This window comes from Burkholderia plantarii (assembly GCF_001411805.1).
GTDB classification, from domain to species: Bacteria; Pseudomonadota; Gammaproteobacteria; order Burkholderiales; family Burkholderiaceae; genus Burkholderia; species Burkholderia plantarii.
Genome location: NZ_CP007213.1, coordinates 323396 through 335870 on the forward strand (window position 1 = coordinate 323396; position 12475 = coordinate 335870).

Consider the following 12475-nt stretch of genomic DNA (forward strand, 5'->3'; position numbering starts at 1 on the left):
GAATCGGATTACCAGACGGTGAGTTCGATGTCGCGGAGTTCGCCCCACGCGCGCAGCGTGTCGGCGAGCTCGCGCTCAAGCATCGTGCTGTGGGTCAAGAGTAAGTCGCGCGAGGCCGGGTCCTGCGCGTCGAACCGAAGTCGGAGACTGAAACGCGAAAGCGACAGCGCGAGCCGCGTATGCGGCAGCAGCGCGGGATCCAGCGTCATCTGGGCTTCCCAGTTGCCGGCGTTGGCGATGGCCGGGTCGCCGCAGAACGCGGCGATCTCGCGCGTGAGCACGCCGAGCACCTTCAGGTATTGCTGCTGGTGCATGTAGACGGCCGACACCACCGGCACGGCGGCGCGCTCGACGCGCGAACTCAGGCTGTCCCGGGTGTCCTCGGACGGCGCCGGTGCCTCGGGCGGCTCGGGCGGCGCGGCGGCGCTCTCGTCGGGCGCCGTGCGCGGGTCGAAGTAGAGCGCGATCTCGGCCTGGCCGGCCGGTTCGTCGTCCGGCGCCTCGCGGCCGCCCTGCTGCGGCTGGCCGCGCGCGGGCAGGCGGTGCGGGGAACGGCGCGCGGCCAGCGACGCGTAGTCGAAGCGCCGCTCGCGCGCGCCGCCCGGCTCGTCGGCGGCGGTGCCGGGGATGATGCGCGCGGCGCGCGAATCGATGCTCGTCATGCGGTCAGCGTCACGCGGCCGACGGGCTTCAGCTCGACGTGCTCGCCGAGCTCCTGGTACGAATAGACCGACAGCCAGCCGAGCCGCGACTCGATCATGCGCCGCACGTAGCGGCGGATGTCCATCGAGGTGACCAGCACCACGCCCTCACGCGGCGCGGCGCCCGTGAACGACTGGATCCGGTCGATCAGGAACGCGGCGTCGTTGGGCGGCAGCGCGAGGAAGTTGCCGGTCGGCGTCTGCTTGATCGCGGCGCGGATGTGCTGCTCGGCCTGCATGTCGAACAGCACCGCCGAGAGCTGCCGCTCGCCCTTGGCGGCGCGATGCGCGAGGAAGCGCGAGAGGTCGCCGCGCACGTACTCGGTCAGCATCAGCATGTCCTTTTCCTTGGCGCCCCAGGCGATCAGGCTCTCCATGATCGAGCGCACGTTGCGGATCGACACCTGTTCCTCCAGCAGCCGGCGCAGCACGTCGGCGATCCGCTGCGGCGGCAGCACCTTCTGCACCTCGGCCACCAGGCCCGGCGCGTCGTGGCTCAGCTGGTCGAGGATCCACTGCACCTCCTGGATGCCGAGGAACAGCGTCGCGTGGCGCTGCATGGCGGCCACGCAGGCGTGTGCGATGACCTGCTCGGCGCGCCACACCGGCGTCTTGGCCGGCACGCCGCGCTCGTCGATCCAGCGCGTGGGGGTGCCCGCCGAGTCGAGCGACGGGCCGTCCTCGGTCTTCTCGGCCAGCGCCTGCAGCTTCTCCGCCGAGGCCGCCGCGACCTCGGCCGGCAGCAGGCGCGTGTCGGGCAGCATCGCCTTGCCGGTCGGGATCGTCACCATCAGGTGCGGCACGTCGTGGATCAGGATCTCGAAGGTGGCGATCGGCAGCGCCGCGTGGACCCACATCGTGATGCCGGGGAACGGCAGCCCGAGCGCCTCCTGCAGCGCCGCGCGCTCGGCCTCGAAGGCGGCGTCGAGGACCGGCATGGCCAGCTTCGCGGCCAGGTCCGGCGAGATCCGCACGCCCACCGCGCAGGCGAACTGCGGCGCGCGCGGCAGGATCGGCGGCACCTCGGTCTTGGCGCCCACGCGCTGCATCGAGGCGAGCGTCTCGGCGCCGCCGTGCTCGCCGTCGCGCGACGAGGGCTTCTTGACCGACAGCCGGTAGCCGGCGAACGACAGCGCCGCGGCCAGCAGCACGAACAGCAGCGACGGGAAGCCCGGCACGATCGCGAAGCCGAGCAGCAGCACCGCGGCGAAGAACAGCGCGCGGGCGCTCGAGCCGAGCTGGTGGCCGATCTCGTCGCCGAGCGAGCGCTGCTTGGTCTGGCGCTCGTCGGCCACCCGCGTGATCATCACGCCGGCGGCCACCGACAGCAGCAGCGAGGGGATCTGCGAGACCATCGCGTCACCGACCGACAGCACCGAGAAGCGGTTCGCCGCGTCGCCGGCCGACATGCCGTGGTAGGCCACGCCCACCGCGATACCGGCCAGGATGTTGATCATCGTGATGATGAGGCCGGCGATCGCGTCGCCCTTCACGAACTTCATCGCGCCGTCCATGCCGCCGTGCAGCTGGCTTTCCACCGCCAGCGTGGCGCGCTTGCGCTTGGCTTCCTCGGGCGTGAGCAGGTTCGCGCGCAGGTCGGCGTCGATGCTCATCTGCTTGCCGGGCAGCGCGTCGAGCGTGAAGCGCGCGCCCACCTCGGCCACCCGCTCCGAGCCCTTGGCGATCACGATGAACTGCACGGTGGTGATGATCGCGAACACCACGAGACCCACCACCAGGTTGCCGCCCACCACCAGCTTGCCGAAGCTCTCGATGATGTTGCCGGCCTCGGCGTGCAGCAGGATCGACTTGGTGGAGGCGATGTTCAGCGAGAGCCGGAACAGCGTGGTGAACAGCAGCAGCGACGGGAACGCCGAGAGCGCCGAGATGTCGGGCACGTACATCGTGATCATCAGCAGCGTCACGCTGATGGTGATGTTCAGGCCGAGCAGCATGTCGATCAGCAGCGGCGGCAGCGGCAGGATCATCAGCGAGATGATCGCCACCACCAGCGCGACGATTCCGATTTCGCCGCCGGCGGGGAGTTTCAGGGACTTCAGCATCGTGGCTCCGGCTCTCGGCGGTCAGTGTTGCGTGTCGCTGCGGGCCGCGCCGATCGAATCGACCCAGCGCAGGATCGCGGCGATGGTCTCGAACAGCGCGTCGGGGATCGGCTCGTCGAGCCCGACCTTGTAGAGCGCGCGCGCCACCGGCGGGTTGCCGACGATCGGCACCTCGGCCTCGGCGGCGGCGCGCCGGATCGCGGCGGCGGCCTCGTCCATGCCCTTGGCGATCACCACCGGCAGCGGGTGCTCGTCGGGCGCGTAGCGCAGCGCCACCGCGTAGTGGGTGGGGTTGACCACCACCACGTTGGCGCGCGCCATGCGCGGCGGCGGCGCGTTGGCCATCTCGCGCGCGATGCGGCGGCGCTCGCCCTTGATCATCGGGTCGCCCTCGTCGTTCTTGTGCTCGCGCTTGATCTCGTCCTTCGACATCTTCATCTGCTTCATGAACAGCATCTTCTGCAGCTTGACGTCGGCCGCGCCCACCAGCACGAAGATCACCGCGGCGATCATCATCAGCTTGAGCAGGATGCCCCAGTACATCGCCGAGATCTCGGCGAGCGGCTGGTAGATCGCGCCCGAGACGAGCGGGATCAGGCCGCGCACCACCACCCACATCACGGCGAAGATCAGCGAGGCCTTGACGACCATCTTGATCGTCTCGATCACCGTCTTCATCGAGAAGATCTTCTTGAGCCCCTCGCCCGGGTTCAGCGCGTTCAGGTTCGGCATCACCGGCTTGAACGCGATCTGCAGCCCGACCTGCATCGCCGAGCCCATCACGCCCGCGAGCGCGGCGGCCAGCGCGAGCGGCACCACCGCCAGCAGCGCGATGCCGCCGAAGCGGTAGAGCCGGTCGAACATGTCGGGCAGCGCGTGGTCGGTGGTGACGAAGTCGAGCGCGCTCACCACCAGCTGGCGCATCGAGTCGCGCAGGTGGGCGCTCGCGGCGATCACGAAGCCGATCGCGGCCAGCATCGAGATCGCGTCCGCCAGGTCCGAGCTCTTCGACGCCTGGCCGTCCTTGCGGGCGTCGCGCAGCTTCTTGTCGGTTGGCTCTTCGGTTTTTTCGTCGCTCATCGCTCGGTGCTTCGTCGCAGACGCGTCGGCCCGGGGGCGGACTGGGTGGCGGGGTGGCCGCTCGCGCGCGGCTGGGCGCGGCATGGAGCGGGCCGGTCGGACGAAGATAGCCGCGCGGGGGCGGCGGCAGGCCCCCCGACGCGAATCGGGCGCTGCGCATGCGAAGTCTCGCGCGGCGGCGCGGATGGGGGGCCCGATGGCGGGCCGCCCGGGACCGGCCGCGGCGCGGCAAAACCGTTGTCCGGCGCGGCTTTGCGCATTTCGTGCGGATTTTGTGCGGGCGGCGCGAGTGGCGCGCGCCGGCGCCCGCCCGGCGCCGCTCCTGCACCCTTCGGGAGGCTTCGTTTTCGGTGCGTTCGCTTCGCATCGCGCACCGCGCGGGTCACGGCCGGTTGCTAAGGTTCCGTCGTGCGTCCGATCGACCCCGAGCGCGGCGCGAAGAATACCGCCAGGAGAATGCGCGATGACCAACGCCACACCCGATTACCTGAACTGCAGCCCGGAGATCGTCGGAGGACTGATCGAGACGGCATCCGATGCACTGTTGCAGACCTTCCCGAAGGTGTCGGTCGATCCCTACGACATCGAGCTGATGCTCGACGCGCTGCGCGTGCTGCGCCCGAAGGTGCCGGAAATCCAGATGCTCGACGGCATCCTGCACATGGTGCGCAACCACTGGGACGACGCGATCCTGGTGCTGCGCGAGGTCAGCGAGAGCGCGCCGCGCTTCGCCTACGCGAAGGCGCTGCTGGCGTTCTGCCTGTCCACCAAGGGTGACGCGGACTGGAAGATGGTGGCCAACGAGGTGCTCGAAGGCAACCCGACGCGCGATACCGTCTCGCTGGTGAAGGCGCTGCATGCGCGCGAGGAACTCGTCAACGCGGTGCAGGCGAGCCGCAACGGCAGCACCTTCATCACGCCGGCCTCGGTCGAGGAACTGAACGAGGAACTGGCCGCCCGCGGCGACAAGCCCGACGTCGCGCCGGTCAGCCAGCCGCCGTCGGCCGGCATCGAATCGCTGCCGTTCGGCGTCGCGCTGCGCGCCTGAGCGCCTTTCCTTCCCCGCACGGAGAACGCCGATGACCGCCATCGACCATTCCGCGGCGCTGCGCGCGTCGCTCGAAGCCCTCTCGAAGCCGGAAGCCGCGAGCGGTTCGCCCGCCGCGGCCGACAAGTTCAAGGCGCTGATGGAAAAGCCGTCGATGGCGCCGCCGCATGCCGAGCAGAGCCATTCGCTGGAGGTCGCCTCGAAGCTGGTGGCGGCGCAGGACGCGGAACTGCAGCGCAGCGTCACCGACGCGGCCGAGTTCATGCAGCGCGCCCCCGAGATGAGCCTCAACGAGATGAACGCCGGTTCGATCCGCCTCACCTACGAGCTGGCCAGCACGCAGCTCGACATGGAAGCGAAGATGGGCGTCGTGAACGCGTCGAAGTCGTCGATCGAAACGCTGATGAAAAACCAGTGACCCGCGGCGCCCGCGGGCGCCGCGCGGTCACCCGCGGAAATTACGCCATGTCACAGTCACGGTCCGGATGGCGGCGCGCGTCCGTCGCGGGCGTGTTCGCGCTCTGCGCGCTGCTCGCCGGTTGCAAGAAGGAGCTGTACGGAAACCTGTCCGAGCAGGACGTCAACGAGATGGTCGTGGCGCTGCTCGAGAACGGGGTCGACGCGTCCAAGGAGACGCCCGACGCCGGCAAGACCTGGACGCTCGAGGTCGACGGCGACCAGATGGTGCGCGCGATGGAAGCGCTGCGCTCGCGCGGCCTGCCCAAGAGCCGCTTCGACAATCTCGGCGACCTGTTCAAGAAGGACGGCCTCGTCTCGACGCCGACCGAGGAGCGCGTGCGCTTCATCTACGGCATGTCGCAGGAGCTGTCGTCCACGCTCTCGAAGATCGACGGCGTGCTGGTGGCGCGCGTGCAGATCGTGCTGCCCAACAACGACCCGCTCGCGCAGACCATCAAGCCCTCGTCGGCGGCCGTGTTCATCAAGTACCGGCCCAATTCCGACGTCGGCGCGCTGGTGCCGCAGATCAAGACGCTCGTGATGCACAGCGTGGAAGGGCTCACCTACGACCAGGTCAGCGTGACGGCCGTGGCGGCCGATCCGTCCGACCTCGCGCGCCAGCCGAGCCAGCCGCAGGGCGGCCTGCCGGTGGTGTGGATCGTGAGCGGCGCGGCCGGCGTGGTGCTGATCGTCGCGGCGGCGCTGCTGGTGGTGCTGCGCCGGAAGCTGCCGCAAGGCGACGGCCAGGCCGGCGGGGCCGCGGGCGGCGACGCGCAGGAGCCGGCCGGCGGCCTGCGCGGCAAGCTCGGCGCGCTGACCTCGCGGCTGCGTCCGCGTCCCGCGAACTGAACGGCGCGCCGCGAACCGCATGGCGTCTGCCGCGTTCTATCCCCCACAGCGGGTGGCCGCCGCGTTGACCGGCTATCGCGACAACCTCGACAGCGCGGCCCTGTGGGCCGACGCGTCGTGGTCCGCGCTGCCCGACCACGGCTGGCGCGACGCGCTCGCGCGTGCCTCGGCCGCCGCGCGCCGCGCCTGCTCGCATGCGTTCGCGCGCGCGGCCGGCGTGCGCGAGCCGCCGTTCGGCGCGTTCGCCACGGCCGCCGTGCTGGGCCTGGCCGGCAGCGCGCCGGGCATCGGCCCGAAACCGAATCTGGCGCTGCTCGACGCGCTGCCGATGGCGCAGGCGCTGGCCGTGCTGCGCGTGCGCTCGCTGTCGTTCCGGCGCGCCGAGGTGCGCCGGCTGATCGACAGGCAGACGCGTTCGCGGCTGGCCGAGTGGACCGGCGTCCACCCCGACGCGATCGCGCAGGACCCGCACGCCGCCGACGCGCCCGACGTGGCGCACCTGACGATGAAGACCGGCCTGCCGCCGCTCGCGCGGCTCGACGCGACCGCGATGGCCGCCGAGGGCTGGCTGCTGCTCGCGCGTGACGCGGGCGGCGCGGCCGATACGCGTCCGCCGTCGCTGACGCGGCTCGCGCTGCCGCGCGCGTTCGCGCCGCCGGCCTCGCTGCCGGCCGCGAGCGGGCTGGACGCGGCCGGTTCCGTGCGCCTGTTCGCGCGGATGCCCGAACTGATGCCGGAGGTTGCATGGCTATTTGGTTGAGCCGTCCGCAGGACGCCCATCACCAGCCCGACGAGAGCGTGCTGCACGCGCGCCTGGGCGCGGCCGCCGACGTGCTGCCGCGCGAGATGTTCGGCGCGCTGGTGTCGCTCGAGGACGCCTACGCGGCGCTCGCCGCCGATCGCGCCGCGCTGATCGAGGCGGCCCACGACGAGGCCGAGCGGATCGTCGACGCGGGCCGCGAGCAGGCCGGCGAGATCCTCGACGCCGCCCAGCGCGAGCGTGACGACGCCGCGCGCGCCGGCTACCGCGACGGCTACGACCGCGCGCTCGGCGACTGGATGGACCGGCTCGCCGACGTCGCGCACGCGCAGAACCAGCTGCAGGTGCGCATGCGCGAGCGGCTCGCCGACATCGTCGCCTCGGCCGTCGAGCAGATCGTGCGCACCGAGAACCGCGCGGCGCTGTTCGAGCGCGCGCTGGCCTCGGTCGAGCGGATCGTGGACGGCGCGACCTACCTGCGCGTGGCCGTGCATCCCGACGATCTCGACAGCGCCAAGGACACCTTCGACCGGCTCGCCACGCGCTGGCGCGAGCTGGGCCGGCCGATCCCGATGTCGGTGGTGGGCGACAAGCGGCTCGCGCCCGGCAGCTGCATCTGCGAATCCGATTTCGGCGCCGTGGACGCGAGCCTCGACACGCAACTGCGCGCGATGCACGGCGCGGTATCGCGCGCGCTCAAGCGCACGCTGGTCGAGATCGAGGCCGCCGCGCCCGAGGACGACGCGGCTGGCGGCGATCCGTATGGCGCGCAGGGCGGCGCGTATCCGGCGGCCGGCGGCGATCCCTATGCGGCGGCGCCGGACGCCTATCCATCCGAGGGCGGCGCGGACCCGTATGCGGACCCTCATGCCGATCCGTATGCGGCGCAGGGCTACGTCCCCGACGAGCGCCACCGCGATCCGCAGCCTGCCGCGCAAGGCTACGTGCCCGACGAACGCCACCGCGATCCGCAGCCTGCCGCGCAGGGCTACGTGCCCGACGAGCGCCACCGCGATCCGCAGCCTGCCGCGCAAGGCTACGTGCCAGACGAACGCCACCGCGATCCGCAGCCGGCCCAGGCGCAAGACGATCCGTACTCGGCGCCGCGCGCGCCGGCCCACGGCGGAGGTGGCCGATGAACGTGTCCTGGCTGTCGCGCACCGACGATTTCGAGCGGCTGACCGACGCGATCGAGCGCGAGATCCTCGCCGTGCCCGCCGTGGCGCGCACCGGCAAGGTCATGGAAGTGGTCGGCACGGTGATCAAGGTGTCCGGCCTCGACGTCACGCTCGGCGAACTCTGCGAACTGCGCGCGCCCGACGGCACGCTGTTGCAGCGCGCCGAGGTGGTGGGCTTCACGCGCGACGTGGCGCTGCTCTCGCCGTTCGCGCGGCTCGAGAACGTGTCGCGCGCCACGCAGGTGATCGGCCTCGGCCGGCCGCTGTCGATCCAGGTCGGCGACCAGCTGCTCGGCCGCGTGCTCGACGGCCTCGGCGACCCGATCGACGGCGGCCCGCCGCTCGATTCCGACGACTGGCGCCCGGTGATCGTGCAGCCGCCCGACCCGATGAAGCGGCGCATGGTGGATACGCCGATGCCCACCGGCGTGCGCGTGGTCGACGCGATGATGACGCTCGGCGAAGGGCAGCGGATGGGCATCTTCGCGCCGGCCGGCGTCGGTAAATCGACGCTGATGGGCATGTTCGCGCGCGGCGCGGCGTGCGACATCAACGTGATCGCGCTAATTGGCGAACGGGGTCGCGAAGTGCGCGAATTCATCGAGCTGATCCTCGGCCCGGAGGGCATGGCGCGCTCGGTGGTGGTGTGCGCGACTTCGGACCGTTCGTCGATGGAGCGCGCCAAGGCCGCGCACACGGCCACCGCGATCGCCGAATACTTCCGCGACCGCGGCCTGCGCGTGCTGCTGATGATGGACTCGCTGACGCGTTTCGCGCGCGCGGGCCGTGAGATCGGCCTGGCCGCGGGCGAGCCGCCGGCGCGGCGCGGCTTCCCGCCCTCGGTGTTCGCCGAGCTGCCGCGCCTTCTGGAGCGCACCGGGATGGGCGCGACCGGTTCGATCACGGCGCTCTACACGGTGCTGGCCGAGGACGAGACGGGCGGCGACCCGGTGGCCGAGGAAGTGCGAGGCATCCTGGACGGCCACATGATCCTGTCGCGCGAGATCGCGGCGAAGAACCAGTATCCGGCGATCGACGTGCTCGGCAGCCTGTCGCGCGTGATGTCGCTGGTGGTACCCGACGCGCACACGCGCGCGGCCTCGCGGATTCGCGAGCTGATGGCCAAGCATCGCGAGGTGGAAGTGCTGCTGCAGGTGGGCGAATATCAGCCGGGCCAGAACCCGCTCGCCGACGAGGCGATCCAGAAGGCCGACGCGATCCGCGCCTTCCTGTGCCAGCGCACCAGCGACTACGCGCCCTACGAGGAAACCGGCGCGTATCTGCACGAGCTGTCCGGGGTGAACGCATGAGCGCCGACGCCCGCCTCGCGCGCGACCGCCGCGCGATCGCGCTGAACCGCGCGAGCGACCGCCGCCGCAAGCAGAACGACGCGCTGCGTGCGCAGCTCGTCACGCAGCGCGCCGCGCTCGCGCAGCGCGAGTCCGAACTCGTGGCCGCGCGCGAGCAGGTGGAGCGCGATCTGGCCGCCGTGCAGTCGATCAACGACCAGATCGACGCGATGATGACGGGCGCGGCGCCGTTCGTGCTCGACGATTTCAACGCCTGCCGGATCGTGCTCGGGATCGCCACCGAGCGGCTCTACGCGAGCGAGGAGCAGGTGGAGGTGGCGCGTCAGGCGGTGGACGACGCGGCCAGCGCGATCACCGAGACCAACCGCACGATCGCGCGCAATCTCGGCAGCGTGGACGCCTGCCAGCAGCGCATCGCGGTGATGCGGCGCGGCTACCAGCGCGCCGAGGACGACGCGGCCGACGACGAGGCCGAGGACGGCGTGCTGGCGCGCCGCGCGCGCGACAAGGCGGCCGCTTGAGCCCGACGCTGCAGGTCCTGCCCGACATGACCCGTCTGGTGATGGGTTACCTGACGCTGATCGGCGTCTCGTCGGTGCGTCTGTTCGTGATCATGACGATCTTCCCGCCCTCGGCCGACGGCGTGCTGCAAGGCCCGGTGCGCAACGCCATCGTGCTGCTGTTCAGCACCTTCGTGGCCTACGGCCAGCCGCTCGCGTTCGCCGACGGGCTGCACGGCGCGGCGCTCGTCGAGATCGGCCTGCGCGAGGGGATGATCGGGCTCGTGCTCGGCTTCGCGGCGTCGTCGGTGTTCTGGGTGGCCGAATGCGCGGGCTACTACATCGACGACCTGACCGGCTACAACAACGCGCAGGTGCAGAACCCGCTGCGCAACGAGCAGGCCACGCCCACCTCCACGCTGCTGCAGCAGGTGGCCACGGTGGCGTTCTGGAGCCTCGGCGGCATGACCTTCCTGCTCGGCACGCTCTACCAGTCATATCAGTGGTGGCCGCTCAATTCGCCCAGCATCGACGTGTCGAACGTGCTCGAGGCGTTCGCGATGAAGGAGACCGACACGCTGATGCAGCAGGTGGCCAAGCTCGCCGCGCCGGCCGTGATGATTCTGTTATTGATCGACTTCGCGTTCGCGTTCGCGGCGAAGTCGGCCAGCAAGCTCGAACTGATGGGCCTGAGCCAGCCCGTGAAGGGCGCGGTGGCGGTGCTGCTGCTCGCGCTGTTCGTCGGCGTGTTCGTCGACCAGGTGCGCGACCAGCTCACGCTGACCGCGTTCACCTCGCAGTTCCAGGCCTGGGCCGATGCCGCGCGCGACGGCACCGCTCACACAAAATGAGTTTTCACGCGCCAAAAATACCGCGCGCGTTCGGCACGCCGGCAAGAACTTCGCCTGAGCAATCATGAGACTCGCACGGGGCCGCGCCACGCCGTGCGCGAATCTCAAATCGGCATCATTGCTGAAGATTGCTCAGCCAAACTGAGAGTTTGAAAACGAGGCCACGACTACATTGCTCGAACTGCGCCGCGATCCGGTGCCCAGGCAACAGCAAGGAGAGTCGCTTCATGTTTTCGATGCTCTATTTCCCGGTCGTGTCCGCGCTTGCCGCGTCCGACGAGGATGCCGGTTCCGGCATCGCGGCCCGTGCGGTCGATTCGATCCTCGACGGCGAATTCGCCGCCGCCGTGCAGCAGTCGGGCCGCCGTCTCGATGATTCGGCGGCGGGCGTGAGCGCGCAGGATCTGCAGTGGCACGCCGATCTGCAACTGGTGCTCGGCTTCGATGCCGAGGCCGAGGATGCCTACCGCCGCGCGCAGCGCCGGATGCGTGCCTCGAAGGCCGAGATCCGCGTCGCGACCTGCCGCAACGCCGCGTGGCAGGCGCTGTTCCGCCATCGCATCGGCACCGCGCTGGCCTGCTTCGCACGCGCCGCCGACGAGGCCGAGGCGCACCCGGCGCGCCGCATCGAGGCGCGCATCGGCATCGCCTGCGCGTTGCACGAACTGGGCCGCACGCGGGAAGCGCTCGACGCGCTCGACGAAGTGGTGGCCACCAGCACGCGCTGGCGCGAGCTGGTCACCGCGCTGCGCTTCGACCTGGTCGCGCAGCACGAGCTGCGCTGCGCCAACGCGCTGCAGGATCACGTCTACTGGCGCTCGGCCGCGCTGGCGAGCCCGGCCGCCTACGTGCCGGCGCCGCGCATCGGCTTCGCCGAGGCGCTGCAGGCCGCGGCCGGCGTGCGCGCGCCGCTGCTGGCCGCACGCGTGGCCTACCTGCGCGACCTGCGCAACGTGACGGGCGGCGACCGCGACGCGATCGCCAACGTCTGCGCCTATCTCGAACGGATCCGCGAGCAGGGCTTCGTCGACTACCAGCGCGCGGTGCGCCTGGAGATCGCGCTGGCCACCTTCGTCGGCGACGCGCCGCACGTCGCGCAGAGCATCGTCGAGCCGCTGCACCAGGGCGTGCGCGGCTCCGACACCGGCCACCGCCAGCTCGAATATCTCTACTGCGCGGCCAAGCTGCGCGAGACCCAGGGCCGCGCGCAGGAATCGCTGCAGTGGTACAGCCGCTACGCGCTGGTGGCGATGCAGTGCCTGCGCGAGGATTCGCACGTGCGCACGCCGGCGCTCGACCGCCAGCCGAAGGCCGCCCCCGACGACGTCAGCGCGCGGCTGCCGGCCAAGTACCGGCGCGCTTATCGCTACGTGCTCGACAACCTCGACCGCGCCGACCTGTCGGTACGCGAGATCGCCACCCAGATCGGCGTGACCGAGCGCGCGCTGCAGAGCGCGTTCAAGAGCTGCCTGGGCCTCTCGCCGAGCGAGCTGATCCGCACGCGCCGCATGGAGCGCATCCGCGAGGCGCTGATCGACCACGCCGACGCGGGCGACCAGCGCGTGCTCGAAACCGCGCGCCGCTGGGGCGTGCAAAGCCGCTCGACGCTCGTCACCGGCTACCGCAAGCAATTCCGCGAAGCGCCCTCCGAGACGCTCGAGCGCTGACCCCGCTTC

12 protein-coding genes are annotated in these 12475 nt (G+C 71.0%); 9 read left to right on the forward strand and 3 right to left on the reverse strand.

Annotation, left to right across the window (positions count from 1 at the left end; translation table 11 throughout):
• Positions 1-8 precede the first annotated feature (8 nt).
• From sctP to sctU, 3 genes are read right to left on the reverse strand one after another with little or no spacing between them, the layout of a single operon-like run.
• The gene (sctP, locus tag bpln_RS19045) at positions 9-662 is read right to left on the reverse strand and encodes a type III secretion system protein SctP (RefSeq protein ID WP_042626976.1); all 654 of its coding nucleotides are present in this window, start codon (positions 660-662) and stop codon (positions 9-11) included.
• Positions 659-2764: a type III secretion system export apparatus subunit SctV gene (gene sctV / locus bpln_RS19050; protein ID WP_042626977.1), complete on the reverse strand. Its 2106-nt coding sequence runs from the start codon at positions 2762-2764 to the stop codon at positions 659-661. Before sctV ends, sctP begins: the two co-directional genes overlap by 4 nt.
• A 21-nt stretch (positions 2765-2785) precedes the next feature.
• Positions 2786-3844, reverse strand: a complete 1059-nt coding sequence (gene sctU, locus bpln_RS19055; protein WP_042626978.1) for a type III secretion system export apparatus subunit SctU — start codon at positions 3842-3844, stop codon at positions 2786-2788.
• 463 nt (positions 3845-4307) lie between these two features.
• On the opposite strand from sctU, the gene bpln_RS19060 reads away from it, so the two are divergent.
• The 9 genes from bpln_RS19060 (at position 4308) to bpln_RS19100 (ending at position 12466) form a co-directional block, all read left to right on the forward strand.
• The gene (locus bpln_RS19060; protein WP_042626979.1) at positions 4308-4892 is read left to right on the forward strand and encodes an HrpB1 family type III secretion system apparatus protein; all 585 of its coding nucleotides are present in this window, start codon (positions 4308-4310) and stop codon (positions 4890-4892) included.
• A gap of 31 nt (positions 4893-4923) precedes the next feature.
• Entirely contained in the window at positions 4924-5310 is a 387-nt protein-coding gene (locus bpln_RS19065; protein WP_012733106.1) for a type III secretion protein HrpB2, read from the forward strand.
• A 47-nt stretch (positions 5311-5357) separates the two neighbouring features.
• Positions 5358-6200 (forward strand): type III secretion system inner membrane ring lipoprotein SctJ, encoded by an 843-nt coding sequence (gene sctJ / locus bpln_RS19070; RefSeq protein ID WP_042626980.1) that lies wholly within the window; start codon positions 5358-5360, stop codon positions 6198-6200.
• A 19-nt stretch (positions 6201-6219) separates the two neighbouring features.
• A complete protein-coding gene (locus bpln_RS19075) occupies positions 6220-6960 on the forward strand; it encodes a type III secretion protein HrpB4 (protein WP_063891300.1) in 741 nt (246 codons plus the stop codon).
• Positions 6945-8099 carry a type III secretion system stator protein SctL gene (gene sctL / locus bpln_RS19080; RefSeq protein ID WP_082465357.1) on the forward strand — a complete coding sequence of 385 codons (1155 nt, stop codon included), beginning with the start codon at positions 6945-6947 and terminating at the stop codon, positions 8097-8099. The genes bpln_RS19075 and sctL overlap by 16 nt, the downstream gene beginning before the upstream one ends.
• Positions 8096-9448, forward strand: a complete 1353-nt coding sequence (sctN, locus tag bpln_RS19085; protein ID WP_042626982.1) for a type III secretion system ATPase SctN — start codon at positions 8096-8098, stop codon at positions 9446-9448. The genes sctL and sctN overlap by 4 nt, the downstream gene beginning before the upstream one ends.
• Positions 9445-9969: a type III secretion protein gene (locus bpln_RS19090; RefSeq protein WP_042626983.1), complete on the forward strand. Its 525-nt coding sequence runs from the start codon at positions 9445-9447 to the stop codon at positions 9967-9969. The genes sctN and bpln_RS19090 overlap by 4 nt, the downstream gene beginning before the upstream one ends.
• On the forward strand, positions 9966-10799 hold the full coding sequence (gene sctT / locus bpln_RS19095) for a type III secretion system export apparatus subunit SctT (RefSeq protein ID WP_055139689.1): 834 nt from the start codon (positions 9966-9968) through the stop codon (positions 10797-10799). Before bpln_RS19090 ends, sctT begins: the two co-directional genes overlap by 4 nt.
• Positions 10800-11026: 227 nt before the next feature.
• Complete coding sequence (locus tag bpln_RS19100) at positions 11027-12466, forward strand: helix-turn-helix transcriptional regulator (RefSeq protein ID WP_042626985.1); 1440 nt, start codon at positions 11027-11029, stop codon at positions 12464-12466.
• Positions 12467-12475: the final 9 nt, after the last annotated feature.

Coding starts and splice junctions, on each gene's coding strand:
- sctJ (WP_042626980.1), top strand. CDS start 5,358: ATGTCACAGTCACGGTCCGGATGGCGGCGCGCGTCCGTCGCGGGCGTG.
- sctN (WP_042626982.1), top strand. CDS start 8,096: ATGAACGTGTCCTGGCTGTCGCGCACCGACGATTTCGAGCGGCTGACC.
- sctU (WP_042626978.1), bottom strand. CDS start 3,844: ATGAGCGACGAAAAAACCGAAGAGCCAACCGACAAGAAGCTGCGCGAC.
- sctV (WP_042626977.1), bottom strand. CDS start 2,764: ATGCTGAAGTCCCTGAAACTCCCCGCCGGCGGCGAAATCGGAATCGTC.
- bpln_RS19075 (WP_063891300.1), top strand. CDS start 6,220: ATGGCGTCTGCCGCGTTCTATCCCCCACAGCGGGTGGCCGCCGCGTTG.
- sctL (WP_082465357.1), top strand. CDS start 6,945: ATGGCTATTTGGTTGAGCCGTCCGCAGGACGCCCATCACCAGCCCGAC.
- bpln_RS19060 (WP_042626979.1), top strand. CDS start 4,308: ATGACCAACGCCACACCCGATTACCTGAACTGCAGCCCGGAGATCGTC.
- bpln_RS19100 (WP_042626985.1), top strand. CDS start 11,027: ATGTTTTCGATGCTCTATTTCCCGGTCGTGTCCGCGCTTGCCGCGTCC.
- bpln_RS19065 (WP_012733106.1), top strand. CDS start 4,924: ATGACCGCCATCGACCATTCCGCGGCGCTGCGCGCGTCGCTCGAAGCC.
- bpln_RS19090 (WP_042626983.1), top strand. CDS start 9,445: ATGAGCGCCGACGCCCGCCTCGCGCGCGACCGCCGCGCGATCGCGCTG.
- sctP (WP_042626976.1), bottom strand. CDS start 662: ATGACGAGCATCGATTCGCGCGCCGCGCGCATCATCCCCGGCACCGCC.